At 39.5% G+C, this 26,322-nt stretch carries 21 protein-coding genes and 1 pseudogene; 18 read left to right on the top strand and 4 right to left on the bottom strand.

Annotation, left to right across the window (positions count from 1 at the left end):
• The 12 genes and pseudogenes from F938_RS05175 to F938_RS05120 form a co-directional block, all read left to right on the top strand.
• Nucleotides 1-1,407: YDG domain-containing protein (locus tag F938_RS05175; protein ID WP_005030010.1), on the top strand; the 1,407-nt coding region annotated here is incomplete at its 5' end.
• 3 nt (nt 1,408-1,410) lie between these two features.
• On the top strand, nt 1,411-3,096 hold the full coding sequence (locus F938_RS05170) for a ShlB/FhaC/HecB family hemolysin secretion/activation protein (protein WP_005030008.1): 1,686 nt from the start codon (nt 1,411-1,413) through the stop codon (nt 3,094-3,096).
• 328 nt (nt 3,097-3,424) lie between these two features.
• Nucleotides 3,425-4,177 (top strand): histidine utilization repressor, encoded by a 753-nt coding sequence (hutC, locus tag F938_RS05165; protein WP_005030007.1) that lies wholly within the window; start codon nt 3,425-3,427, stop codon nt 4,175-4,177.
• Nucleotides 4,174-4,755, top strand: coding sequence for a HutD/Ves family protein (locus tag F938_RS05160; RefSeq protein ID WP_005030005.1), 582 nt, complete (start codon nt 4,174-4,176; stop codon nt 4,753-4,755). The genes hutC and F938_RS05160 overlap by 4 nt, the downstream gene beginning before the upstream one ends.
• A 238-nt stretch (nt 4,756-4,993) precedes the next feature.
• Nucleotides 4,994-6,670 (top strand): urocanate hydratase, encoded by a 1,677-nt coding sequence (gene hutU, locus F938_RS05155; RefSeq protein ID WP_005030003.1) that lies wholly within the window; start codon nt 4,994-4,996, stop codon nt 6,668-6,670.
• Between the two features lie 90 nt (nt 6,671-6,760).
• Entirely contained in the window at nt 6,761-8,299 is a 1,539-nt protein-coding gene (gene hutH / locus F938_RS05150; protein WP_005030001.1) for a histidine ammonia-lyase, read from the top strand.
• Between the two features lie 64 nt (nt 8,300-8,363).
• Nucleotides 8,364-9,776, top strand: a complete 1,413-nt coding sequence (locus F938_RS05145; protein ID WP_004831478.1) for an amino acid permease — start codon at nt 8,364-8,366, stop codon at nt 9,774-9,776.
• 51 nt (nt 9,777-9,827) lie between these two features.
• On the top strand, nt 9,828-11,033 hold the full coding sequence (hutI, locus tag F938_RS05140; RefSeq protein WP_005029999.1) for an imidazolonepropionase: 1,206 nt from the start codon (nt 9,828-9,830) through the stop codon (nt 11,031-11,033).
• 33 nt (nt 11,034-11,066) lie between these two features.
• Nucleotides 11,067-11,987, top strand: coding sequence for a formimidoylglutamase (gene hutG, locus F938_RS05135; RefSeq protein ID WP_005029997.1), 921 nt, complete (start codon nt 11,067-11,069; stop codon nt 11,985-11,987).
• Between the two features lie 36 nt (nt 11,988-12,023).
• A pseudogene (locus F938_RS05130) lies at nt 12,024-13,295 on the top strand (Glu/Leu/Phe/Val family dehydrogenase).
• Between the two features lie 326 nt (nt 13,296-13,621).
• Nucleotides 13,622-14,080: a lysozyme inhibitor LprI family protein gene (locus tag F938_RS05125; RefSeq protein WP_005029990.1), complete on the top strand. Its 459-nt coding sequence runs from the start codon at nt 13,622-13,624 to the stop codon at nt 14,078-14,080.
• A gap of 121 nt (nt 14,081-14,201) precedes the next feature.
• Nucleotides 14,202-14,717, top strand: coding sequence for a hypothetical protein (locus F938_RS05120; protein ID WP_005029988.1), 516 nt, complete (start codon nt 14,202-14,204; stop codon nt 14,715-14,717).
• A gap of 111 nt (nt 14,718-14,828) precedes the next feature.
• On the opposite strand, the gene F938_RS05115 is transcribed toward F938_RS05120, so the two are convergent.
• A complete protein-coding gene (locus tag F938_RS05115) occupies nt 14,829-15,464 on the bottom strand; it encodes a TetR/AcrR family transcriptional regulator (protein WP_005029984.1) in 636 nt (211 codons plus the stop codon).
• 109 nt (nt 15,465-15,573) lie between these two features.
• On the opposite strand from F938_RS05115, the gene F938_RS05110 reads away from it, so the two are divergent.
• Entirely contained in the window at nt 15,574-17,076 is a 1,503-nt protein-coding gene (locus F938_RS05110) for a flavin-containing monooxygenase (protein ID WP_005029981.1), read from the top strand.
• 80 nt (nt 17,077-17,156) lie between these two features.
• A complete protein-coding gene (locus F938_RS05105) occupies nt 17,157-17,993 on the top strand; it encodes an SDR family oxidoreductase (protein WP_005029979.1) in 837 nt (278 codons plus the stop codon).
• Between the two features lie 349 nt (nt 17,994-18,342).
• On the opposite strand, the gene F938_RS05100 is transcribed toward F938_RS05105, so the two are convergent.
• Both F938_RS05100 and F938_RS05095 read right to left on the bottom strand, forming a co-directional pair.
• Nucleotides 18,343-18,966 carry a LysE family translocator gene (locus tag F938_RS05100; RefSeq protein ID WP_005029977.1) on the bottom strand — a complete coding sequence of 208 codons (624 nt, stop codon included), beginning with the start codon at nt 18,964-18,966 and terminating at the stop codon, nt 18,343-18,345.
• A 22-nt stretch (nt 18,967-18,988) separates the two neighbouring features.
• Nucleotides 18,989-19,564 carry a PilZ domain-containing protein gene (locus F938_RS05095; protein WP_005029975.1) on the bottom strand — a complete coding sequence of 192 codons (576 nt, stop codon included), beginning with the start codon at nt 19,562-19,564 and terminating at the stop codon, nt 18,989-18,991.
• Between the two features lie 22 nt (nt 19,565-19,586).
• Between F938_RS05095 and F938_RS05090 the strand changes: the two genes are divergently transcribed.
• The 3 genes from F938_RS05090 to F938_RS05080 all read left to right on the top strand — a co-directional run bounded on the left by F938_RS05090 (nt 19,587) and on the right by F938_RS05080 (nt 24,084).
• Nucleotides 19,587-20,822, top strand: a complete 1,236-nt coding sequence (locus F938_RS05090) for a lipoprotein-releasing ABC transporter permease subunit (RefSeq protein WP_004831465.1) — start codon at nt 19,587-19,589, stop codon at nt 20,820-20,822.
• A complete protein-coding gene (gene lolD, locus F938_RS05085; protein WP_005029973.1) occupies nt 20,815-21,510 on the top strand; it encodes a lipoprotein-releasing ABC transporter ATP-binding protein LolD in 696 nt (231 codons plus the stop codon). Before F938_RS05090 ends, lolD begins: the two co-directional genes overlap by 8 nt.
• 117 nt (nt 21,511-21,627) lie before the next feature.
• Nucleotides 21,628-24,084 (top strand): DNA internalization-related competence protein ComEC/Rec2, encoded by a 2,457-nt coding sequence (locus F938_RS05080; RefSeq protein ID WP_005029971.1) that lies wholly within the window; start codon nt 21,628-21,630, stop codon nt 24,082-24,084.
• Here F938_RS05080 and F938_RS05075 read toward each other — a convergent pair.
• Entirely contained in the window at nt 24,055-25,014 is a 960-nt protein-coding gene (locus F938_RS05075) for a lysophospholipid acyltransferase family protein (RefSeq protein WP_005029968.1), read from the bottom strand. The two genes, F938_RS05080 and F938_RS05075, sit on opposite strands and share 30 nt — an antisense overlap.
• A gap of 195 nt (nt 25,015-25,209) precedes the next feature.
• Between F938_RS05075 and sppA the strand changes: the two genes are divergently transcribed.
• The gene (gene sppA / locus F938_RS05070; RefSeq protein ID WP_005029966.1) at nt 25,210-26,241 is read left to right on the top strand and encodes a signal peptide peptidase SppA; all 1,032 of its coding nucleotides are present in this window, start codon (nt 25,210-25,212) and stop codon (nt 26,239-26,241) included.
• Nucleotides 26,242-26,322: the final 81 nt, after the last annotated feature.

Below are 26,322 nucleotides of genomic sequence, written 5' to 3'. Positions count from 1 at the left end.
GATGGCGCTTTGGATATTGCCAAAGCCAAAGCGACGGTGACAGCGAATAGCGTATCAACTGTTTATAACGGACAAAATCAAACTGCATCAGGTTTTAGTGCTACTGGTTTGGTGAATGGCGAAGATAGTTCTGTATTGACAGGTGTCACAGCCTCTGTAACGGCTAAAGACGCAGGCAGTTATACAAACAAAGCCAATGGTGTTGATAAAAACTACGATCTGACCTTTGTTGATGGAGCATTGGATATTGCCAAAGCCAAAGCGACTGTAACGGCGAATAGCGTATCAACTGTTTATAACGGACAAAATCAAACAGCGTCAGGCTTTAGTGCAACAGGTTTGGTCAATGGTGAAACCGAATCTGTACTTTCTGGTGTGACGGCATCTGTAACGGCTAAAGATGCAGGTAGTTATACGAATAAAGCCAATGGCGTTGATAAAAACTACGATTTGACCTTTGTCGATGGGGCTTTAGATATTGCCAAAGCCAAAGCGACGGTGACAGCGAATAGTTTAAATACGACCTATAACGGTAAAAACCAAACAGCATCAGGCTTTAGTGCAACAGGTTTGGTCAATGGTGAAACCGAATCTGTACTTTCTGGTGTCACAGCATCCATAACCGCTAAAGACGCAGGCAGTTATACGAACAAAGCCAATGGTGTTGATAAAAACTACGATCTGAGCTTTGTTGATGGTGCATTGGATATTGCTAAAGCCAAAATTAACCAAGTCACAGGAATCACAGCAAATAATCGTGTTTATGATGCCAGTACACAAGCAACGTTGAATACAGCAGCAGCACAATTTACAGGTCAGATCGCAGGTGATGAACTGAAAGTCGTATCAGCAACAGGACAATTCAGTGATAAAAATGTGGGTAATGCCAAACAAGTAAGCATTCAAGGAATTAGCCTAAGTGGTGCAGATGCACATAACTACGAGTTAGTGAATAACACTGCACAAACTACAGCTGATATTAGTCAAGCTAAGATTCAATATATTACAGGCATTCGCGCAAATAATCGCACCTATAATGGATTAACAATTGCTGATTTAGATCTTAGTCATGCCGAGTTCAGTGGCATCTATGCAGGGGATAATCTGAATGTAGCAACAGCAACAGGTCAATTTGACAATGCGACCACAGGGCAAAGCAAAAATGTATTGATTACAGGTTTAAGTCTTGGTGGTTTAGATGCCCAAAATTACACATTGTTAGATACGACCGCGAAAACTACAGCAGATATCTATATGTTGACACCGACGGCTTACTTACAGGCCATTCAATTCAAACGACCGCACTATTTGCCTGAAACACAAAATGCATTAAATACCGTCAATCTTGACGTACGCCAAGGTGGTGTGAACACCACAGGCATTCAAATCTTGGCAGGGGAGCACTAAACAATGAAATCACAACAACATATATTGGCAGCATCTGTAAGTGCTTGTTTCATGCTCTTCAGCAACACAAACCATGCAGCACCTGCCCCGAATGCTGGGCAACTGTTACAACAACAGCAACAAAGGCAAATTCTTGAGCCACAACCTGCAGTACAGATTGAAAATACCGCAAACCCAATAGCTCCTACGGCAATAGATGTACAAATTCCTGTACGAAAAATTGAAATAATCGGGAATAGTCGTTTTAGCACCCAACAACTTCATCAACTGGTTGTTGATGCCGAAGGTCAGCAACTGACACTAAATCAACTTTGGCAGGTTGCACAAAAGATTAGCACTTACTATCAACAACATGGTTATGGCTATAGTCGTGCTTATCTTCCACAACAAAACTTAAGTCAAGGTATCGTACGAATCAATGTACTTGAAGCGTATTACGATAAAACTCAGATTGACAATCAAAGCCGAACTCAAAACTGGCTTATAGAGCAAACAGTCGCATCCTTGAAACAAGGCGAGCGAATCAACAGCGATCAAATGCAGCAACAGCTTAAATTGCTCAATCGATTAAAAGGAGTGAACACCCGCAATGTCCTAAGTCCAGGAACTACAGTGGGCAGTAGCCAACTCAATGTAGAAGTACAAAATGCATCCCTAATCAATGGTTATATCGGTGCAGATAACTTTGGCAATAAATACACCAGTCGAGTACGAGGTACCGCCGGCGTCTCCGTCAATAATTTAGCAGGTTTAGGGGATGAACTGAGCTTAGATCTGATGACTGCTGGAAAACGGATGAACTACGGACGTATCGGATACGCCTTTACCTTTATAGGAATGGGGACACGTGCAGGCGCAAGCTACTCCTATCTTGATTACGAACTGGGTAAAGATTTAAAAAGTATTGGGGCAGAAGGAAGTGCAGCACAAAGCAGTGTATTTATCAGCCAACCTGCTTTACTGACCAATACAGCAGAAGTATTACTGAGCTTACAATATGACCATAAACAACTGAAAGATGATATTCAACTGAACCAATACGATAAACATCGCAATATTGATGTGGTGACTGCTCGATTGGATGGCTCTCAGTTTGATCAATTCATGGGGGGAGGCTTAACCCAATATGGTGCTTCAACGAGTTATGGTCGTGTGAAATTTAAAAATGATGATGCTGCTGCCTTAGATAACCAGACAGCAAAAACAGCAGGAGGTTACTACACTGCAACTCTCAATCTTTCACGTCTACAAAATCTGGGTGGTAAGGGTACACAAGGTTATTTGGGGATTTATGGTCAATATAGCCCTTATAATCTAGATAGTGCAGAACAATATTTAGGAGGCGGTCCATTTAATGTTCGCGGTTATGAATCCAGCCAATTCGCAGGGTCTACTGGATATTTAGCCACAGCAGAACTGCGACAAAGCTTATTTGCAAATGCCAAACATCAGCTTACTGGTAAAGTTTTTGTGGATACAGCAGAAGTAACCTTAAATGCGCAACGTTGGGCAGGAGTCACAGGCGACAATCAAGTACAAATCAGCAGTGCTGGATTAGGCTTAAACTGGAACAGTTTATGGAATATCCAAGCCAATGCCGAAGTTGCATTTCCAATAGGGAGCACACCTGAACAACTCAAGAATCGAGATAATCAACAATATTGGTTGAGTTTAAGAAAGACCTTTTAATTTGATTGGATAAATAAGGAGGCAAAAGCCTCCTTTGCCGATAAAGCTTGAATATCACACGATACATATAAAGTTTAAATCGCTTTTCATAGACGATGTCTCACTCTGGCATTGCAAACAAAGCAATGCTTTGTTTCTTGCTCATGTACCTCTGTAGCCCCTCATTGGACGGCATCCATGTTGCCACGCGATAGCAATGACATGTAAAAATCAGAATCTTCATTTAGACATAGATATTTTTATCATAATTATTTGTATAGGCTTGTATATACAAACAAGGTTGTGACCATATACAATGATTTAATATATTTTGTATGAGTTTTAGTCAATGTCAAGAGTGTCAAAGCACAAGGATTTAGACTTATCACTAGAAGAAGATAGTCCTGTTCCATTGTATTTGCGTGTGAAACAAATGATTTCACAAAAAATTTATGAAGGAACATGGACAGTCAATAAAAAAATTCCTTCTGAAAGTGAATTGGTCAATTTACTCGGTTGTAGCCGTATGACTGTGAACCGTGCCTTGCGTGAACTCACCAGCGAAGGTTTATTGGTACGTATACAAGGTGTTGGATCTTTTGTTGCTGAAGGTCAGGGGCGTACTGCTTTATTTCATGTCAATAATATCGCCGAAGAAATTATTGCAAGAAATCATAAACACCATGCGGAGGTCTTGGTGCTCGAACAGATACAAGCCAATACAGAGCAAAGTCGTTTGATGCAAATTCGTGAGGGACAAAAGTTATTCCACTCTATCATCGTACATTATGAAAATGACATCCCTGTGCAAATTGAAGATCGTTTGGTTGATCCTATTCTGATTCCTGATTATCTTGCACAAGACTTCAAAGCGATTACCCCGAATGCGTATTTAATGTCAAAAGCACCTGTTACAGAAGGTGAGCATGTGGTAACTGCGATTTTGGCATCTGCACAAGAATGTAAGTGGTTGAAAATTAATAAAACAGAACCATGTTTACTGATTCGTCGTAGAACATGGTCAAATAAACAGTTGATTTCAAGTGCCCGTTTAATCTATCCGGGAAGTCGTTATTATCTTGAGGGTAAATTTACTCAATGATTGAGCTGTTAGAAATACCGCACTATAAAAAAATGCGCTGGAAAAACGGTGAAGGTTATACGCTAGAAATTGCCCGTAGTGTAGGAGAAAGCTTGGATGAGTTTGAGTGGCGCATTTCGATGGCAGATGTCAAAAGTGCTGGAGAATTTTCTAAATTCAATGGAATGCAGCGTTTTTTAACAGTATTGGAAGGTCAAGGAATTTCGCTGAATATTGATAGTGAACTCAAATATTTGCATACGCTTCAAAGTGTTTCGTTTAGTGGTGAAAGTGAGGTGTATTGTGAGTTATTTGCAGGTCAAATTCGAGATTTTAATTTGATCTACGATCCCAAAAAAATATCGGCACAATATCAATGGATTTTTACTCAAGAACGATTGGAAATTCCCATTTTTTCAGATTTTATATTTGTTTTTAATCAGTCAATCAAACCATTAGAAGTCACGATTGATGAAAAGATTTTTTATTTACAGCATCAGAATTGTCTAAAAATACAAAATGAAAATTTAGCAAAAATAATGATTTTGAATCCACAGTTTTCGCCTCAAACTTGTCTAATACAACTCACAAAAATTTAAATTTTATTGATGTTGTTTTAACGCATTCAACTTGAAGTTGTATGCGTTTTTATTTTTATTAAAAAATAATTTTTAATAAATTCAGTCAATTAAATCTTTTTTTGCAAAATATTTTAAAAATCATCTTTTCAAGTTTAGAGATTTGTGTAGTATATAGATGTATATACAAGTTGATACATTGCTATACAGTGAAAGTGATTTCATTCACTGTTTTAAACTCAAAGGAAGGAGTCCTATTGTGACAACAACGACAACAAAATTTCGTGATGTAGAGATTCGCGCACCTCGTGGTACAAAGCTCAATACAAAAAGCTGGTTGACTGAAGCTCCACTTCGAATGTTGATGAACAATCTTGATCCTGATGTCGCAGAGAACCCGAAAGAATTGGTTGTGTATGGTGGTATTGGTCGTGCCGCGCGCAACTGGGAATGTTTTGACAAGATTGTTGAAACACTTAAAAATTTAGAAATTGATGAAACACTATTGGTACAGTCAGGTAAACCCGTTGGTGTATTTAAAACTCATCAAGATGCACCACGTGTATTGATTGCAAACTCAAACCTAGTTCCTCATTGGGCAAATTGGAAGCATTTCAATGAAATGGATGCCAAAGGCTTAGCAATGTATGGGCAAATGACGGCTGGTTCTTGGATTTATATTGGTAGTCAAGGCATTGTACAAGGTACATATGAGACTTTTGTTGAAGCAGGACGCCAACATTACAACGGCGATTTGAAAGGGCGTTGGGTACTGACTGCAGGTTTAGGCGGTATGGGCGGCGCACAACCTTTAGCTGCAACATTGGCAGGAGCGTGTTCACTGAATATCGAATGTCAACAAGCCAGCATCGATTTTCGTTTGCGCACACGTTATGTTGATGAGCAAGCGACCGACTTGGACGACGCTTTAGCTCGTATCCAAAAATACACGCAAGAAGGTAAAGCAATTTCAATTGCATTACATGGTAATGCTGCTGAAATTTTACCTGAATTGGTTCGTCGTGGTGTGCATCCTGACATGGTGACAGATCAAACCAGCGCTCATGATCCATTAAATGGTTATTTACCGATTGGTTGGACATGGGAAGAGTATCGTCAACGTGCTCAGACTGAACCAGAGTTTGTCGTAAAAGCGGCAAAACAATCGATGGCGAAGCATGTGCAAGCAATGTTGGATTTCCAAAAAATGGGCGTTCCTACATTTGATTATGGCAACAATATTCGTCAAATGGCGCAAGATGAAGGTGTAGAAAATGCCTTCGATTTCCCTGGGTTTGTTCCAGCATATATCCGTCCGCTATTCTGTCGTGGTATTGGTCCTTTCCGCTGGGCTGCACTTTCAGGTGATCCAGAAGATATCTATAAAACAGATGCCAAAGTCAAAGAATTGATTCCAGATGATGAGCATTTACATCGTTGGTTAGATATGGCTCGTGAACGTATTAGCTTCCAAGGTTTGCCTGCACGTATCTGTTGGGTAGGTTTGGGCTTACGTGCAAAATTGGGTTTAGCATTTAACGAAATGGTTCGCAGTGGAGAACTTTCTGCACCGATCGTGATTGGTCGTGATCACTTAGACTCAGGTTCAGTGTCTAGTCCTAACCGTGAAACTGAAGCCATGAAAGATGGTTCAGATGCGGTATCTGATTGGCCATTACTCAACGCATTGTTAAACACTGCGGGTGGCGCAACTTGGGTGTCATTGCATCATGGTGGTGGTGTGGGTATGGGATTCTCTCAACATTCAGGTGTGGTGATTGTGTGTGACGGTACGGATGAAGCAGCAGCACGTATTGCTCGTGTACTGACCAATGACCCTGCAACAGGAGTGATGCGCCATGCAGATGCTGGTTATGAGATTGCTATTGATTGTGCGAAAGAGCAAGGTTTGAACTTGCCAATGATTACGCAATAAAAAAATACAAGGATACCGATTACGATGCTTTTTGCAATTGAGCAAAAGGCATTGTAAGCGAACAATATAGTGCAAAACAGGACGTCAATAATGGAACTTTTAATTCAACCTGGCAAACTTACGCTTGCAGATCTCCGTCAAACTTATTTAAATCCAATCAAAGTTAAACTCGATGACAGTGCTTATGAAGGCATCAATGCGAGCGTTGCTTGTGTCGAAAAAATTGTCAATGAAGGGCGTACAGCTTACGGTATCAATACAGGTTTTGGCTTACTTGCTTCAACAAAAATTGCGCCTGAAGACTTAGAACAATTACAGCGTTCTTTAGTACTTTCTCATGCTGCGGGTGTTGGCGAAGCTTTAGATGATGCGATGGTGCGTTTAATCATGCTGTTGAAAGCCAATAGCTTGGCACGTGGTTTTTCAGGTATTCGTCCTAAGGTGATCGATGCAATTCTGGCTTTGATCAATGCTGAAGTATATCCACATATTCCGTTAAAAGGTTCGGTTGGCGCTTCAGGTGACTTGGCACCATTGGCACACATGTCTTTGGTTTTACTTGGTGAAAGTAAGGCACGTTACCAAGGAGAGTGGTTACCTGCGGTTGAAGCACTGAAAAAAGCAGGCTTAGAACCGATTTCTTTAGCAGCCAAAGAAGGTTTGGCGTTGTTAAATGGCACACAAGTTTCGACTGCTTATGCATTAAGAGGCTTATTTGAAGCAGAAGATCTATTTGCAGCAGCGACTGTATGTGGTGGTTTAAGTGTCGAAGCAATGTTGGGTTCACGGGCACCATTTGATGCGCGCATCCATGAAGTCCGTGGTCAACGTGGTCAAATTGATGTTGCCGCAGCTTATCGTGACTTATTAACTGATTCGAGTGAAATTGCCCATTCACATGAAGATTGTAGCAAGGTTCAAGACCCGTATTCATTACGTTGCCAACCGCAAGTTATGGGGGCTTGTTTAACTCAAATACGTCAAGCCGCAGAAGTACTCGAGATCGAAGCAAATGCTGTATCTGATAATCCTTTGGTATTTGCCGCAGAAGGTGATGTGATTTCGGGAGGCAATTTCCACGCTGAACCCGTTGCAATGGCGGCTGATAATTTAGCCCTTGCAATAGCTGAAATTGGTTCATTGTCTGAACGCCGCATTTCAATGATGATGGATCGTCATATGTCTCAACTACCACCATTTTTAGTTGCCAATGGTGGTGTTAACTCTGGCTTTATGATTGCACAAGTGACTGCCGCGGCATTGGCAAGTGACAACAAAGCACTTGCACATCCTGCAAGTGTTGATAGCTTACCGACTTCTGCCAATCAGGAAGACCATGTATCTATGGCACCAAATGCTGGTAAACGCTTGTGGTATATGGCGGACAATGTTCGCGGTATCTTAGCAGTTGAATGGTTAGGTGCATGTCAAGGACTTGATTTCCGTGAAGGATTAAAAAGTTCACCAAAACTTGAGCAAGCACGCAAAGTACTACGTGATCAAGTGCCTTACTACAGTGAAGATCGTTTCTTTGCTCCAGATATCGAACAAGCGAGTGAATTGCTTGCCAGTGGTTGCTTAAACCAATTAATCATTCCAAAGCTATTACCGAGTTTGTCTAAAGTGTGATCAATAAAACGGCCACATGGAGTGGCCGCATCTATCTAAATTTTCTCAAGGATTGGAGATTATAATGTCACAGCACTCCACATTACAGCGGGGGTTAAACACCCGTCATATCCGTTTTTTAGCATTAGGTTCAGCCATTGGAACTGGATTGTTCTACGGGTCTGCAACAGCCATTAAAATGGCTGGTCCATCAGTACTGCTTGCATATATGGTTGCCGGGATTGCGATCTATATCGTGATGCGAGCATTGGGTGAGATGGCAGTACATAATCCAGTATCTGGTTCATTTAGTGAATATGCATCTAATTATATTGGTCCGCTTGCAGGATTTACCACAGGTTGGACCTATGTCTTTGAGATGATCATTGTTGCTTTGGCAGACGTCACTGCATTTGGTATTTATATGGGATTTTGGTATCCCGATGTACCACGTTGGATCTGGATTCTGTCACTGATCATGTTTTTAGGTGCAATTAATCTGATTCATGTCAAAGTTTTTGGTGAGCTTGAGTTTTGGTTATCCATCGTTAAAGTCAGTGCAATTGTTGCCATGATTCTTGGTGGTTTTGGTCTGATGTTCTATGGTTTTCATGCTGAACATAGCGGTTTTACCACAGGTATCCAAAATCTATGGGTTCATGAGGGGTTTATGCCTAATGGCATCGCAGGATTAATTGCTTGTTTATCTGTAGTGGTGTTTGCATTTGGTGGTATTGAAATCATTGGAATCACAGCAGGTGAATCTGAAGATCCTAAAAAGTCGATTCCACGTGCAATCAATGCTGTCCCAGTACGTATCTTATTATTTTATGTTTTAACTATTTTTGTATTGATGTCAATTTTCCCATGGAATCAAATTGGCAGCAAAGGCAGCCCATTTGTCCAAATCTTTGAAAATCTAGGGATTCAATCAGCAGCAACGATTTTAAATATAGTGGTGATTACTGCTGCGATTTCTGCAATCAACAGTGATGTGTTTGGTGCAGGTCGTATGCTGTTTGGTATGTCGAATCGTGGTCAAGCACCTCAGGTTTTTCAAAAAATTTCCAAAAATGGTGTGCCTTGGATGACGGTTGTGGTGATGGCAGGGGTATTACTTGTCGGTGTGGTACTGAACTATATGATTCCCGAAAATGTCTTCATCATCATTGCGTCGATTGCAACCTTTGCAACGGTTTGGGTGTGGTTGATGATCTTACTTTCTCAAGTTGCAATGCGTCGCAAGTTATCTAAAGCAGAAATTAAAGCTCTAGATTTTCCAGTGATTGGTTGGCCGTATGCACCTGCATTTGCGATTGTATTCATGGTCTTCATTTTACTGATGATGGGGTATTTTCCAGACTCCAGACCCGCAATCTATGTCGGTGCAAGTTGGCTGTTGATTCTTTGGATTGCTTACACGATCTGGGTAAAGCCAAAGCGAAATAATGCCAAAGAAAAATCAAACTTAGCACAAAACATTGAAATGGAAAGCTAATACTGAAACTGCTTATACATGGCATTGCATAGGCAGTATGAGGAAATGTGAATGAAAAAACTTTGGACGAACTGTCATATCGCTACCATGCAAAATGGGGATTATTCCATAATTGAAAATGCTGCAATCGTGACTTTAGGACCACATATTCACTGGATTGGTCCTCAAAAGAATGTTCCTGTAGATGATTATGCTGAGACAATTGATCTCAATGCTGCATGGGTAACCCCTGGTCTGATTGACTGCCATACACATAGTGTATTTGGGGGGAATCGCAGCGTTGAGTTTGAAAAACGTTTGCAAGGGATAAGTTATGCAGAAATAGCCGCCAGCGGTGGTGGAATTGCCAGTACGGTTCGTGCCACGCGGGAAGCAAGTGAAGCAGAGCTTTTGAATGCAGCCTTGAAACGAGTTCTATGTTTGCTCAAAGATGGCGTAACCACGATTGAAATTAAATCAGGTTATGGTCTGGACTATGAAAATGAACGAAAAATGCTTCGCGTTATTCGTCAAATCGCGGATGCTTTGCCAATGACAGTACGTAGTACTTGTTTGGCTGCGCATGCCTTAGCTCCAGAGTATCAGGGGCGAAGTGATGCTTATATTGAGTACATTTGCAATGAGATGTTGCCGAAATTAGCGCAGGAAGGTTTGGTTGATGCCGTCGATGCCTTTTGTGAGCATTTGGCATTTTCACCTGCTCAAGTTGAGCGTGTTTTTAAAACTGCACAGCACTTAAATCTTCCTGTGAAATTACATGCTGAACAGCTTTCATCTTTGGGTGGTTCAAGCCTTGCTGCACGTTACCACGCACTTTCGGCTGATCATTTGGAGTTTATGACCGAAGATGATGCCAAAGCGATGGCCGCTTCGGGAACTGTTGCAGTGCTCTTGCCTGGCGCATTTTATTTTCTTAGAGAAACCCAGTATCCACCATTAGATAGCTTACATAAACATGGTGTGCGTATTGCACTATCGAGTGATTTAAACCCGGGAACTTCTCCAACACTGTCCCTACGTTTAATGTTGAATATGGGCAGTACTTTATTTCGATTGACACCTGAACAAGCTTTGGCGGCAGTCACCATCAATGCCGCTTTTGCACTTGGCTTGCAAGATACACACGGCAGTTTAGAGCAAGGTAAGTTCGCCGATTTTATAGCTTGGGATATTGAGCATCCCTCTGAAATTGTTTACTGGCTGGGTGGTGATTTATCTAAGCGGATTATTCGACATGGCACAGAAGTTTCATTTTAGCCCTAAGCTCACTTTCACAGAGTTGTATTTATTATGAAGCATTCATTTATATGGCAAGGACGCAACGATGGTGAGGGTGAAGCACATTTGCGTATCCATCAAGTGATCAATACTCAAGCTCATGCATCTTATGCATTGATTGGCTTTAGTTCAGATGAAGGTGTGAAGCGCAATAAAGGTCGTTTGGGTGCGGCAGATGCGCCTGATGCAATACGTGCCCAATTGGCAAATTTACCCGTACATCAAGCGCTTTCAATCGCGGATTTGGGCACAGTAATATGTGTAGATGGTGATCTTGAAAAGGCACAGGCGGAATTGGCTGATCAGGTTGAAGTTTGTCTTTCCTCTGGAAGCCAAACCATCGTTTTAGGTGGTGGGCATGAAGTGGCATTTGGAAGTTTTTCTGGATTATTTCAATATGTACAGAAGCATCAACCCAATCAAACAATTGGCATTATCAACTTTGATGCACATTTTGATTTGCGTGAAGCTGATCACGTAAGCTCAGGAACACCTTTTTTAAATGCTGCCCATTTATTAGCACAATATCAGCAAGAATTTCATTATTTATGTATTGGTGTTGCCAAACATGCAAATACTCAAGTGTTATTTGAAACAGCAGATCGTTTGAATTGTCGCTATATTTATGATCAAGCATTACGAGAAAGCAATTTGGATGCAATCACACTGAAAATAAATCAATTTATTGAAAAGGTTGATGTGCTTTATGTCACGGTTGATTTAGATGTCTTTAGTGCCAGTATCGCACCAGGTGTGAGTGCTCCTGCGGTGAAAGGAATTGATTTATCAGTATTTGATCCTTTATTTCAAGCCATTAAAAATTCTGGAAAAATTAAAGTTTTTGATGTGGCTGAGTGTAATCCAAAATTTGATTTGGACAACAGAACTGCCAAATTAGCGGCTTATATTATTTTTAATTATCTTTTTGATTGATGCCTGAACACAACGCATTAAAAGGACAAAAAATACATGTCGAATTTATCTTATATTGCTCAAAATCATGGTCCATGGTCGACTTATCTTGAACAAATCGAACGGGTGACGCCTTATTTAGAACATCTCAAGGGTTATATTGATACATTAAAACGTCCCAAACGCGCGTTGATTGTTGATGTACCAATCGTGATGGATGATGGAACGATTCAGCATTTTGAGGGGTACCGTGTACAACATAATTTGTCACGTGGACCGGGAAAAGGGGGGATTCGCTATCATCCAGATGTCGATTTAAATGAAGTTATGGCACTTTCAGCATGGATGACCATTAAAACTGCTGTGTTAAATCTACCTTTTGGTGGTGCTAAAGGTGGTGTTTGAGTCGACCCACGCCAACTTTCTCCGCGTGAGTTAGAACGTTTAACTCGACGTTATACCAGTGAGATCAGTCATATTATTGGTCCACAAAAAGATATTCCAGCACCTGATGTGGGTACTAACCCCAATGTAATGGGCTGGATTATGGATACCTATTCATCTGGACAGGGACACACTGTCACAGGCGTTGTGACAGGTAAACCGATTCATTTGGGCGGATCTCTCGGTCGTATTAAAGCTACAGGTCGTGGTGTTTTTGTCACTGGTCGAGAGGTCGCTGAAAAAATTAAGCTGCCACTCAAAGGTGCAAAAGTTGCAGTACAAGGCTTTGGTAATGTAGGTAGTGAAGCAGCTTATCTTTTTGCAGAATCACAATCACTTATCGTGGCAATCCAAGATCATACTGGAACCATTTTTAACCCAGAAGGTATTGATTTAGAAAGTTTAAAAAAACATTTGGAAACTCACCAAGGGGTCGCAGATTTTACCGATAGCCAGTTAATTGCAGATGAGGACTTTTGGGAAGTCGAGATGGACATTTTAATTCCTGCTGCATTGGAAGGACAAATCACAGTTGAGCGAGCACAGAAATTAACAGCAAAATTAGTTTTAGAAGGTGCAAATGGTCCAACTTATCCAGAAGCAGATGATATTTTAATTCAGCGTGGTGTGACGGTTGTACCTGATGTGATTTGTAATGCTGGTGGTGTCACCGTCAGTTATTTCGAATGGGTACAAGATATGTCGAGCTATTTTTGGTCTGAAGAAGAAATTAACCAACGCTTGGATAAGTTAATGGTTCAGGCGATTAATGATGTGTGGCATACCTCAAATGAAAAAATATGTAGTTTAAGAACGGCAGCATTTATTTTGGGTTGTGAACGGATCTTAAAAGCACGTATGGAACGTGGTATTTTCCCTGGCTAATCATATTCACAATCAAAAAGAACTTTTATGTATTTACATGGAAGTTCTTTTTTTGAAGAAGATAAAGCCATCAGGAATAGTCTTAATGCCCCTAAATTATTGAACTGATGGGTTAGACACAATCGTATTTTTGAGGCTGCAAATTATCCAAATCATCGCAAAAAATATTGAGCTAAGATTCAATTTTTTTAATTTTATTGAATGCCGATTCCCTTAATTATAGTTTCAATTTCACATGAATTAAAATTTAGCGTATAAATAAACCAATCTATGAACAATACATTTAAATGTCTTCAATAAAATTTTTAGATCAATGAGTGAATTGTATGAACAATATCTTTTCAAAATGGCTATATATTTGGGGATTTGTGAGTTTATCTAGTGTTGCAACTGCACTATCGGCTACACCGACATTACAATACTCAAAAACATATGATGAATGTACGCATGCTGCTAAAACAGGAACCAACAAGCAAAAATGTATCAGTGCAGAGTACCAACGTCAGAATCAAAGGTTAAAAAATGCTGAGCAAAAACTGTCGGTAACACTTACAGCCAATGAAAAAAAAAGATTGTTAGATGCACAAAAAGAGTGGCAAGCAATTCATAGCTTTAAAGATAATCAGTGTAATCAGACTGCATTTGATGATGAAAATGCGCCAACGACATCTAGTAAAAAAATGACTGGTTTAGAGTGTGATCAGCAATTTCTTGAACGAGTGACTGAACGAGCGATTGAGTTAGAGCAAGGCAAGGTGAGAGCTGAATATTATTTAGATCCATAAAATTGAGCTTCTGACTTTTAAATTCTATCTAAAAACGAAGCAATATTTTCTGAAAATCCATTGGGTGATCTTGAATACAGATCAATAAAGTAAAATCAAAAGCGAATAAAAGGAAATTCTTATGTGGATAAAACAACAAACGCTAAACCATGTTCCTCAACAGTTACTGAGTCGATTGAAACCCAATCTGATCGGTCTTTTGGCTGCATTGACATTGGGGTTGTCACTCACTGGTTGTGTAACTACACCTAATCCAGTAAAACAAGCTGCTGATAAATTGGTTGGGCAACATGTAAACAAAGCCATTGATATTTTTGGTTCACCGACTTACCGAGTTCCTGCTAGCAAATTAGGCGGTTCAGCAATGTGGGAAAATTCTATTGTTTCTCAACATGTGGTACAACAGTTTGTGCAAACTGGCTCTGAATATGCAGGTCAGCGAGTTGTTGGACAAACTGGAGGGCAAGGTGTTGTGGGTGCGATTTATGAAAACCAATATCGACCTACTGGATACTATCAAAACGCTGTACAAGAGCGTGCTCAATATCTATGCAATATCACGGCATTAACTGGTCCAGGTGACATTATTACCAATATTATGGTGATTGGCTGTAAACAGACTAAAGATGGTTTATGAGCTTCAAATACTGACAGAGGACAGAGATCTGACAGCAACATTCAATGATGGCGCGCTGTCAGACTCGTATCAAGCAATGTCTAATTTGGAAATGTTTTTTAATATTGCTATTCAGGAAGCCTTAGCAACGCCTCCGATAATTAAATCAATAATTGAATTTCCATAATTTTCTAAACCAATTAAGTCATCAGGATTGGCTAAAAAGCGTAAGGCACCATTCATGATCATACCGATGATGTTATGTCCTGTATTTTCACAATCTAAATTTTCTCTAAAAAAGCCCTGTTCCACACCATGTTCAAGATAATCAGCTGTAAGCATGCCAGCCATGTGCATTAAATTTTGAATAAACTGTGTCATTTCAGCATCAATCGATGTTGCTTCGAGCAATACTAGTTTTAAGGTGAGTGGGTTTCCTTGAGCAAAAGCCCTTAAACGTTCAGAAATACGCTGACATTGTTCCCGATATTCCTCAATATTTTTTACAGCTTGAGGCGCATTCTCACCAGTCAACAGCGCCATAATTTTTTGCATTGTGTCTGAAATGACATGTTGGAGAATATCGCGTTTATTTTCAAAATGACGATAAAAGGTCCCATGTCCAATACCCAGACGTTTAGCAATATCTGAAATGGCTGTTTGGTGATAGCCGCGTTCAGAAAATTCTAAAAAAGCTGCTTCTAAAATTTCTGCTTGTAACTGTAATCGTTGCCGTTCAGCACGGCTTAAACTGAATTGTTCACGCATAGGCAAAAAATACCAAATAATCTTTAATATTGTTAAACAATAGAAATTGACAAGTCATTCCGTTTTTGACATTTTATTCCAGTCGATCACATTCTAAGCGATTTTTAATATGGAACAAAAGAAAAATAATGTAAAGGATCAAAACTTTTATCGAGTGATTATCGTCGGTGGTGGTTTTGCAGGTCTGGGCGCAGCGATCAAATTGAAAGAAGCGGGCATTGAAGATTTTATTTTGTTGGAAAAAGCGGCTGAAATGGGCGGTGTATGGCGAGAAAACACTTATCCGGGCTGTGCTTGTGATGTTCCTTCGGCATTGTATTCTTATTCTTTTGAACAAAATCCAGCTTGGTCTCGAGTTTTTGCCCAACAAAAGGAAATTAAACAGTATTTGTTTGATGTTGTTGATAAATACAACGTGATGCCACATGTGCATTTAAATCGTGAGGCACTTGAAGCACAATGGTCTGATGCAGAAGATTGTTGGATCATCCAAACCAATCAAGGTGAATTGAGATCACAATTTGCTATTCTTGCTTGTGGTCCTATGCATGAACCTGTATTACCAAATGTCAAAGGGATTGAACATTTTAAAGGCGAGATTTTCCATTCTTCACAGTGGCGTCACGATATTGATTTAACAGGAAAACAAGTTGCTGTAATTGGAACAGGGGCATCTGCACTACAGTTTGTACCGCAAATACAGCCGATGGTGCAACAATTAACGGTGTTTCAACGAACTGCACAATGGGTATTGCCAAAATCTGATATGCCTTTACTGGCTCCAGTACGTGCCATGTTTAAGTTATTGCCGATGACGCAACAACTCATGCGTGGATCTGTGTATGGAATTTTTGAAACCATTAATGGTGGAATTCAAAGTCCAGCAGCCATGAAGCAATTTCAAAAACTAGCACGATGGCATTTGAACTATCATATTAAAAATCCGCAATTACGCCAAAAGCTCACTCCTGATTTTATCATTGGCTGTAAGCGTATTTTACAATCCAACAATTGGTATCCAGCATTGGCACAAGACAATGTAGAGGTTATTGCCAGTGGTTTAACTGAAATTAAAGGCAATACTTTAATTGCTTCAAATGGTGAAAGTTGTGAAGCAGATATAATCATTCTTGGAACAGGCTTTGAAATTGCTGAACCACCGATTGCCAAACGGGTATATAACCGTTTTGGACAACGGATGTCGGATGTTTGGCAAGGTAGTCCGGAAGGTTATATGGGAACAATGGTAGAAAACTGCCCGAATGGTTTTTTAATGTTTGGACCGAATATCGCGGTGAGTTCTTCTGCTTTTATCATTATTGAAGCGCAATTGGGTTATATCATAGATGCTTTAAAGCAGGCGATCCGTTTGGGGATTCAAACCATCGAGCCTCATCCAGAAAAGACCAAAATGTTCAATGAGGAAGTTCAAGCTGCATTGCAAACCACAGTCTGGAATAAAGGTGGATGTCAGAGCTATTTCATTGATCGAAATGGTCGAAACAGTACAGTCTGGCCATGGACCACATTTAAACTGCGTGAAAAAATGAAACGTTTTAATCTCCGAGAATATCGTGTTGATTATAAACCAGAGACAAAATCAGCATCATGATTTTTTACAAGATCAAGATATAGAGTGCTAATTCACTAAAATAAGCAACTTAAATTGCTGATAAGATAAAGGACAAATCTATGTTTAAAAAACAACAATTAAAAGGCAAAGTGATTGCGATTACAGGTGCAGCACGTGGTATAGGTTTGGCTACTGCAGAAGCTTTGATCGCACTGGGTGCAAAAGTCAGCATCGGTGATCTTGATTTGGCACTTGCTGAAAAAGAGGCAAAACGTATTGGTGCTAAAGCTTTTCAAGTTGATGTAAGAGATCGAGCATCTTTTTCGCAATTTATTCAAGACACAATTGATCATTATGGCAGTTTATATTCATTGGTGAATAATGCGGGCATTATGCCAATGGGGGCATTTATTGATGAAGATCCAGCATTGGCAGATGCGCAAATTGATATTAATTTTCGTGGTGTAGTCATTGGAATGCAATTGGCCCTCCCTGAACTGATCAAACAACAACAAGGACATATTGTTAATATTGCGTCACTTGCAGGGCGTTTTGCCTTACCGGGTTCAGCTGTTTATTCTGGAACCAAATTTGCGGTGATTGGTTTGACTGAAGCAGTTGCAGGCGAGTTTCGTGATTCAAATATTCAATTTACTGCAATTCTTCCCAGTAAGGTGCTGACTGAACTGACCTTGGGAACTGAAAATGCGGCAAAAACGATCCCAGCCGTGAGCCCACAGCAAGTTGCCAATGCTGTCGTAAGTGCTTTAATTAAGCCACGTTTATTCATCGCAGTTCCTGATTATTTACAAACTGTGCATGGCGCTTATGGTTTATTGCCCCAATGGTTACAAAGAGGGGCACGCCGTGTTTTAGGTGATGATGGAATACTGACTAAACTTGACCATTCTGCACATTCGAGTTATGCCAAGCGAATTAATAAGTTAGCCAAATAAGTGTTTTAACTTAAGTGATTCATTTATTTTTGCAGTTTTGAATCATAGGTGGTCTTTGTATCTTGAGTTGACATGGATGTCGCCATCTTGAGCGTAAGTGTATGAGACAAAACAAAACACTAATTTGTTTGTAGCGTAAGAGTGCGCTTAAATAAAACAGTGCTTGTACAAAGTGAGGTATTACTTATGCAAATCTATTTAAACTTTAGGTATAAAGTGTGTCAATGAAAGCTTTATATCATTAAGCAATAGCTTCATCACATTGTATTTATTTGATCAAGAAAAATTATATTCTACCTTATAAGTTTTCAATAGCTTGACTCTAGTATCTTGTGACTATTTAACAGTTTTACTTTTTTGAACTCAGGATGATTTGTGTGGCTAAGCCAAAAAACACAGTTCCCATAAACCATTTCTGTGCTTTTAACCAAAGTACATGGCGATTTAGAAATTGTGTAAATGAACTGGCTGAGAAAATAAAAAAGGCATTGGTGAGTAAGCTTACAGTAATCTGTACAAAACCTAATTTCAAGGTCTGTACAAGTACAGCATCTTCATGCGGTTGGATAAATTGAGGAAGTAAAGCCAAATACATCATGGCAATTTTAGGATTCAGTATATTGGTTAGAAAACCCATTAAAAACAGTTTTGAATTGGAGTAAGACTGTACACTGTGTACTTCAAACGGCGATTGCGGTGAGCTAATGGCTTTCCAACCCAAATAAATCAGATAAAGTGCGCCTGCTATTTTCAATACATCATAAGCAAGTGGAATTGTCATCAATAGCGCAGTAATTCCAAACGCTGCACAAAACATATAGAACACAAAACCAAGGGCAGTACCTGCCAAGGAAACCAAACCTGCTGTACGACCCTGACACAATGATCTTGAAATAAGATAAATCATATTTGGACCTGGCGTGAGTGCCATACCCAAAGCAATGAGTGAAAACGCAAATAATGAGGTATCCATATTCAAATCTCGATTTTAAAGATTAATCACTGGATGAAATCGTATTTTGTTGAATACATTCAGCAAGTTTGACTTTATCTTGCGGATGTAAGGTAATGAAATAAGCACCTACACGATACTGTTCATTTTCAACGGTTTCCGAATATGCAATTTGTGCTGTGGCAGCAATATGAAAGAAATTTTCAGGGTGACTTAAGGTCACATGAATATAACTGCCCTGTTTAAGATATTGCTGACTAATAAAACTAAAGCCACTTTCTGAAAAATTCACGTTTTGTGGCGTTGGTAACATGGTTTGTACAATAGAATCGTAAAGAGACCCTGTAATAAGGTTTAACTTTTGGTTGAATAAGGATAAGATTCGAGCAATTTGTTGATCTTTTTCATTTAATTGTTCTAATTCGTAGTGAAGTGCATGATCAAATTGATCTAATTCTGCAAGTAGTAGAAAATAGCGCGGTAATACAAAATTAGGATCATATGGATCGTTCAGCGCAACTTCTTCAGAAATGATTTGATAGTTGATTCTCAATGCAGCATCAATTCGAGACATAACACGACGTTCAATCATTTCATTTTGCTGCTGTAACGCTTCCATAAAACACCTCGGACTAGATGGTATGTTTAAACCAATCTCGCTGTATATAGGGTTGAGATACACTCGCGCGCGGCGTAGTAATCACTTTATTTCTTTTATCGCTCTGGTTTCCATGATCGGTCTAACCCTAGGGGTTGCTGTACTGATTACAGTTTTATCTGTTATGAATGGTTTTGACCGAGAGCTTAAGAACCGTGTCTTAGGTATGATACCTCAAGCTACTGTTTCTTCAACACAAATTTTAACAGACTGGCCAGTTCTTGCGAAAAAAATTGAAAAACATCAACACGTGACTGGTGTTGCGCCATTTACCCAATTACAAGGCATGCTCACTGCCCAAGGGCAAGTTGCAGGCATCATGGTGACTGGGATTGAACCTCAGTATGAGAAAAAGGTTTCAATTATTCAAAATCATATGGTGGAAGGCAGCATAGATCAACTGAAAAAAGGTGAATATGGCATTGTTTTAGGTAAACAAATGACAGATGCACTTGGTTTAAGTCTCAATGACAATGTCACCTTGGTTTTACCTGAAGCAACACCCTCTCCAGCAGGCGTTGTTCCGCGTTTTAAGCGTTTTAAAATTGTAGGAATTTTTAGTATTGGTGCAGAGGTTGATTCTAGCTTGGGTTACATCGCATTAAATGATGCTTCGACTTTGCTACGTCTTCCAGATGGTGCGCAAGGGATTCGAATGAAGCTTGATGATATTTTCCAAGCACCTCAAGTTGCCAATGAAATTGTGCGTGATTTGCCAAGTGGTTTTTATGCTTCTGACTGGACGTATACACATGGGAATTTGTTTAGTGCAATTCAAATGGAAAAGGCAATGGTCAGTTTATTGCTCTTTCTGATTGTCTTGGTGGCTGCATTCAATATCGTTTCCTCATTGGTGATGGTGGTGACTGATAAGAAATCTGATATTGCGATTCTTAGAACACTGGGGGCTTCACCAGCAACTATTACTCGAATTTTTATGGTTCAGGGAACAGTGATTGGTGTTGTTGGTACAGTTACTGGAGCAATTTTAGGGGTAATCTCAGCTTTAGGTATTAGTAATTTTATCGGTTGGCTTAATACAGCATTTGGCTTACATCTTTTTGATGCTTACTTCATTAACTATTTACCATCATATTTAAGATGGCAAGATGTTGTGATTATTGTGACGCTATCACTGGGTCTAAGCTTTATTGCCACTATTTATCCAGCATTGCGTGCTGCCAAAATTCAACCTGCGGAGGCGCTTCGTTATGAATAGTGCAGTACAACCCGTGGTACTCGAAGCGGAAAATATTTATAGATCGTTTACAGATGGGAAATCACATGTAGAGGTGATTAAAGACTTGTCCCTACAGGTCCATCAAGGTGAATTTGTTTCTATCGTTGGTTCAAGTGGTTCTGGTAAAAGTACCTTATTGCATATTTTAGGGGGCTTAGATCGTCCAACTCAGGGCATGGTCAACCTCAATGGCAAACGTTTTGACAACTTAGGTGAAGCCGAGCGTGGTTTTCTGCGCAACGAAAACTTAGGTTTTGTTTATCAATTTCATCATTTATTGCCAGAATTTACTGCGCTTGAAAATGTTGCGATGCCGTTGATGTTAAGAAAGGATGCCGAGTTTAAACAGGTCAAAGCTCGCGCTGAGTATTTGCTTGAAAGAGTTGGGCTATCACACCGATTAACGCATCAACCTGGGGAGCTATCCGGTGGTGAACGTCAACGTGTGGCTTTGGCGCGTGCCTTGGTGACCCAGCCGAAGTTGATGCTTGCGGACGAGCCAACAGGTAATCTTGATCGAAAAACAGCAAAATCTATTTTTGAGTTACTGCGTGATTTACGTGAGGAATTCAATATGGCAATGTTAATCGTGACCCATGATGAGCAATTGGCAAAATCTGCAGATCGTATTTTGCATATGCAAGATGGTATCTGGGTAGGTGAATAAAGCTTTTAGTCATTTTCATGATTGAATCTTAAGTGTATATTGATAATCCATGATTAAGTTCAAAAATTGAGCTTAATCAACACCAACATACTGAAAACAATAAAATCGAACAATTATATGTCTCTATATTGCCTCTTGATCGGATGGATATTGGGTGTTTCATTGATGGGATATCCGTTGCCGCAACATATTAATCTGTTACTTTGTTTAGGTATCGGAGCAAATCTTCTGCTGATTGTAAGTCATTATTTTAACTATAAAATCATTGCCTCTATATATTTTAAGCTTCTTCAAACAGCTTTAATCACTTTAGTCAGTGGTTTACTTGGCTGGCATTATGCAGATAGTGCATTGTCGCAGCGACTGACGTTAAGATATACACCACACCATCAAATTGATCAAATTATCTATATTGCTCATATCAATAAAGTTAGACAGAAATCGTCGATGTCTAGCGAAAAATTTTCAAATACTGCTACGATTCAACAAAAAGTTCAGCTTTTAGCACCTAAACAGACCACACAACTCATACTATATGCCAATCCATCCCAAGCAGATCTTTTACAACTAGGGCAGTACTATCGGGTGACTGGACAAATTAAGCCCATCCACGGCTATGCGGTAGACGGCACATTCGATAAAGAAAAATGGAGTATTCAAGAAAATATTTTGGGTATATTGCAACCCAAGTCAATTGATCTCATTGATCCTGATGAGGTTAAACAGATGGGGTATGCTGCATTTGTTGACCATCAACACATATGGTGGAAACAAGCACAATTGAAAATAGAAAAATTAAGATTCGATTTTAGGAACTTAATTGCTCATTCATCTTTACAGCATAAAGGATTATTACTAGCACTATTAACAGGTGATGAAAGTTTATTACCCAGTGCGACCCAAGATTTATTTAAAAAAATGGGAATTTCCCATCTATTGGCAATCTCGGGTCCTCATGTATTGATTTTTGCGACACTTTTTTGCTTTTTATTCAATGTGGTCATCAAGCAACTTTTCCCTGCTATCTTTTTAAAAGTGCCACGACCGTATTTACTGGTTTACCCATTTTTAATCTGTGTGGTGTTTTATACCGCTTTTGTCGGTTTTGAAATTCCAGCACTTCGAACCATGCTGACGATCATCATTTTAAGTTCAATCATTTTGTTAAAACAAAAAATTCAACCGCTTAAACATCTATTGTTGGCTGCCAGCATTTTATTATTGTTCGATCCTTTTAGCATTCTTTCAGCAGCATTTGCCTTGTCTTTTGGAACATGTTTTATTTTGATTCGAATTTATCAAACGATTCAGCAACAAGATCAACAATTGATTGATACATGGAAAACACAAAGCAAACGTTTTATTTATCTCTTGATCGAATCTCAATGGAAAATTTTTATTGCACTTATGCCATTGGTTTTATGGGTCTTTCAACAATTCTCTTGGCTTGCACCCCTGAGTAATTTGATTGCAATTCCAATGATGGCGTTGATTGTACCTGTTGAAATAATCGCAGCCTCTTTGAGTTTTTTTTCTGAGTCTTTTGGATTATGGATATTTCAGTTTTCTGATCTGCTTCTTTCGATTTTGGTCACAGTATTAGAACTATTCGATCAATCTTTAGGGGGAGAGTTGAGCTGGTGGGCATTGAGCCAACTCGAGATTTTATGTATCGCATTTGCCATATTTATTGTATTTCTTCCTCAAGGAACAGTTCCTAAATTTTGGGCTTTGTTATGCTTAAGCCCGTTATTTTTACCTCAACAAAGCGCTTCAATTTTTCAGTTGAATGTTCTAGATGTTGGACAGGGACAGGCCGTGCTTATCAGATTACCCCAACATAACATGCTGATTGATACTGGCGGTTCATGGGATGAAACTCAATTGAGCATCGGGCAACAGGTGATGTTACCTTATCTGATGCGACAAGGGGTTAGCCAGCTTGATCAAGTGATTTTAACCCATCTAGATCAAGATCATAGTGGGGCATTTACACAGATTGCAAAGCAGATCAAGATTGATAAAGTTTTTTCCAATGAACAGCATGAAGGTTTTAAACCGTACTCATTTGAATATTGTCAGCAAGGACAAGTCTGGCAATATGGTGAGATTCGTATTTCGATATTATCGCCTGCCCAGAATAAACTCAGTCAGGTGGCATATAATAAAAATGAACAGTCCTGTGTGGTCTATATTCAAGTACCACAATCAAAATCCTTTAAAAACTTTTTGTTGATGGGTGATGCAGGTTGGGAAACTGAATTTAATTTATTACAACAATATCCTGAGTTGAACGTAGATGTGCTTGTATTGGGACATCATGGTAGTCAGAACAGTTCCTCTTATGCCTTTTTAAAACAACTACAGCCTAAACTTGCTATCGTATCGTCAGGATACAACAATCGTTATGGGCACCCACATCCGATCGTATTAAAACGTCTGGCTCATTTGAATATTCCACTAAAATCTACCAGTCAACAGGGCACTATTCAAATTGATCTTGATCGCCATGGAGAAATGAAAATAAACAGTTTTCGTGACAGACTAAAATGGCTGGGCAGGGCTGAAAGTTGAGCCATTGCGGATGAGCTTTGCCATTTCCATTGCTTCTTTACTCGGAACATTATAAATCTGTTTAAGCAGTGGATGGGCCTTAAAGCGTTTATAACTCCAATGATAATGTTCGGGATATCGGCAAATAAGCTGTTCCAATAATTGATAAATCATTCGTGTGCCTTGGTTGGCATCGACTTGATAGATTTCTTCATCAATAGGTTGAATGACCATGTCAAAACCTTGATTGTCATTTCTGATGGCATATAAGAACAGTGCTTTGGCTTTAGTTTTTTGAATCAATTTAGCACTTAAATTGCTTGAAGAAAGAGGAATACCAAAGTACTCAATCAGTTCACCTCCCTGATGAGGAGTATGATCAGGCAGAATTACGGTTGTTCCACCTTGTTTCAAGGCTCTAAAAATTTGACGTACACCTGATTCATCCGTGGGTACAAGGGTGGCATTTTCACGACTTCGTGCAGCACGTACAAAATCATCGGCACTGACATCTTTGATCGGTTCATACATGATGGTCATTTGAGTGTATTGTGCAAACCAAGCATTCATAACTTCCCAAGTTCCAAAATGTGGCACGATTAGCACTAAGCCTTTACCTGCTGCAATGGCATCATGAAAATAGTGCTCACCTTGTATATGATGAATACGATCAATATTTTTTTGATTTGATCCACCCCAAACGGTAAAAAACTCCATATAAGACTGTAATTCATTGCGAATGGCGTGTTCTGTAATTCTTTCGCGTTGCGCTTTGTCTAATTCCGGAAAGCATATTTCAACATTGAGACGAATGGTTTCAGATGTCTTGGTGATGCGTAACAAATTGACCAATCCAGCTAAAATTCGGGCAATAAAACGAGCCACAGGAATAGGGAGCTGGCTAAAGAAGTTGAGCAATCGCGTGGTTATGGTTTTATGTTTATCAGTCATCTGGATCAAGAATTTATTACTGAGGTGAATAGGGTAAGCTTGGTTTTAGCAGGCTTTTGCAAGCCACTACACTATATCAATAAGCCCTAATTTTAAGATTTAGCGAAATATTATAAGTTAAATCGTAATGATTAAATAGATTATACGGATTCCGTGTATATAATGAAGCATGAATAATTAATTTGGATGGTATAAATGTCCGATTGGCCACCTAAACCTCAAAATGACAATACAAATTTAAACTCGAATGTAGGTCAGCAACCTACAGGGCAAGAGTGGAAGATCCTAGAAAAAGCAGTTCTTGCCTCCGTAGAGGAACAGCGCCGTAGTCGACGTTGGGGAATTTTCTTCAAAATTCTGACTTTTCTTTATATTCTCTTTGTTTTGATTGCATTAGTAAAAAGTTGTTCTTTATCCAGTGCGGATGATGCTTCAATGACCTCTGAAAATCATTTAGGCGTGGTCAATATTGTGGGCACAATTGACTCAAGTAGTCAGGGTGTTAATAGTACTGATACGATCAAATCGTTAAAGAAAGCATTTGAAGCAAAATCAGCAAAAGCTGTGGTATTGAATGTGAACTCACCTGGTGGTTCTCCTGTTCAATCTGATGATATTTGGCAGGAAATTCAGTATCTTAAAAAGCAGAATCCTGATAAAAAAGTCTATGCGGTGATTGGTGATATGGGGGCTTCAGGTGCTTACTATATTGCTTCTGCTGCTGATGAGATTTGGGTAAATCCATCAAGTTTGGTTGGCTCTATTGGGGTCATTATGCCTAACTACGGGGTCAGTGGTTTAGCGCAGAAGTTAGGCGTTGAAGATCGTACGATGACGTCTGGTAATAATAAAGACATTTTGAGTATGACCAAGCCAATTAACCCTGAACAACGTGCACATATTCAAGCATTATTAGACAATGTCCATGATCATTTTATTGATGCTGTAAAACAAGGTCGTGGTACTAAGTTGAAGTCGCAAGACCCTGCAATTTTTTCTGGCTTATTCTGGACAGGTGAGCAAGCAATCAAACTAGGTATCGCCGATAAAGCCGGCAATATTGAAAGTTTAAAACGTGAGTTAAAAGTCAAAAAAACAGTGAATTACACAGTTGAACGGAGTCCATTTGATTCGATTATCGGACGTATGGGTTCAGAAATGGGGCATGGTCTCGGTGAGGCAATCAACCAAAAACTGTTTACCAACCAAGATGTTAAAATGCAATAGTTTTAAACACTTGATACGTAAAGCGTGATCTGTAATTGATCACGCTTTACAGCATGAAAACCATACTATAAAAAGCTAATC

The sequence above is a fragment of the Acinetobacter bereziniae LMG 1003 = CIP 70.12 genome (assembly GCF_000368925.1).
Taxonomy (GTDB): domain Bacteria; phylum Pseudomonadota; class Gammaproteobacteria; order Pseudomonadales; family Moraxellaceae; genus Acinetobacter; species Acinetobacter bereziniae.
This window is presented reverse-complemented; position numbering and strand designations above follow the sequence as displayed.

What these genes read in the sequence shown, in the direction of transcription:
- F938_RS05170 (WP_005030008.1), top strand. Translation starts at nt 1,411, where the DNA reads ATGAAATCACAACAACATATATTGGCAGCATCTGTAAGTGCTTGTTTC.
- hutC (WP_005030007.1), top strand. Translation starts at nt 3,425, where the DNA reads ATGTCAAGAGTGTCAAAGCACAAGGATTTAGACTTATCACTAGAAGAA.
- F938_RS05160 (WP_005030005.1), top strand. Translation starts at nt 4,174, where the DNA reads ATGATTGAGCTGTTAGAAATACCGCACTATAAAAAAATGCGCTGGAAA.
- hutH (WP_005030001.1), top strand. Translation starts at nt 6,761, where the DNA reads ATGGAACTTTTAATTCAACCTGGCAAACTTACGCTTGCAGATCTCCGT.
- F938_RS05145 (WP_004831478.1), top strand. Translation starts at nt 8,364, where the DNA reads ATGTCACAGCACTCCACATTACAGCGGGGGTTAAACACCCGTCATATC.
- hutI (WP_005029999.1), top strand. Translation starts at nt 9,828, where the DNA reads ATGAAAAAACTTTGGACGAACTGTCATATCGCTACCATGCAAAATGGG.
- hutG (WP_005029997.1), top strand. Translation starts at nt 11,067, where the DNA reads ATGAAGCATTCATTTATATGGCAAGGACGCAACGATGGTGAGGGTGAA.
- F938_RS05125 (WP_005029990.1), top strand. Translation starts at nt 13,622, where the DNA reads ATGAACAATATCTTTTCAAAATGGCTATATATTTGGGGATTTGTGAGT.
- F938_RS05120 (WP_005029988.1), top strand. Translation starts at nt 14,202, where the DNA reads ATGTGGATAAAACAACAAACGCTAAACCATGTTCCTCAACAGTTACTG.
- F938_RS05115 (WP_005029984.1), bottom strand. Translation starts at nt 15,464, where the DNA reads ATGCGTGAACAATTCAGTTTAAGCCGTGCTGAACGGCAACGATTACAG.
- F938_RS05110 (WP_005029981.1), top strand. Translation starts at nt 15,574, where the DNA reads ATGGAACAAAAGAAAAATAATGTAAAGGATCAAAACTTTTATCGAGTG.
- F938_RS05105 (WP_005029979.1), top strand. Translation starts at nt 17,157, where the DNA reads ATGTTTAAAAAACAACAATTAAAAGGCAAAGTGATTGCGATTACAGGT.
- F938_RS05100 (WP_005029977.1), bottom strand. Translation starts at nt 18,966, where the DNA reads ATGGATACCTCATTATTTGCGTTTTCACTCATTGCTTTGGGTATGGCA.
- F938_RS05095 (WP_005029975.1), bottom strand. Translation starts at nt 19,564, where the DNA reads ATGGAAGCGTTACAGCAGCAAAATGAAATGATTGAACGTCGTGTTATG.
- F938_RS05090 (WP_004831465.1), top strand. Translation starts at nt 19,587, where the DNA reads ATGTTTAAACCAATCTCGCTGTATATAGGGTTGAGATACACTCGCGCG.
- lolD (WP_005029973.1), top strand. Translation starts at nt 20,815, where the DNA reads ATGAATAGTGCAGTACAACCCGTGGTACTCGAAGCGGAAAATATTTAT.
- F938_RS05080 (WP_005029971.1), top strand. Translation starts at nt 21,628, where the DNA reads ATGTCTCTATATTGCCTCTTGATCGGATGGATATTGGGTGTTTCATTG.
- F938_RS05075 (WP_005029968.1), bottom strand. Translation starts at nt 25,014, where the DNA reads ATGACTGATAAACATAAAACCATAACCACGCGATTGCTCAACTTCTTT.
- sppA (WP_005029966.1), top strand. Translation starts at nt 25,210, where the DNA reads ATGTCCGATTGGCCACCTAAACCTCAAAATGACAATACAAATTTAAAC.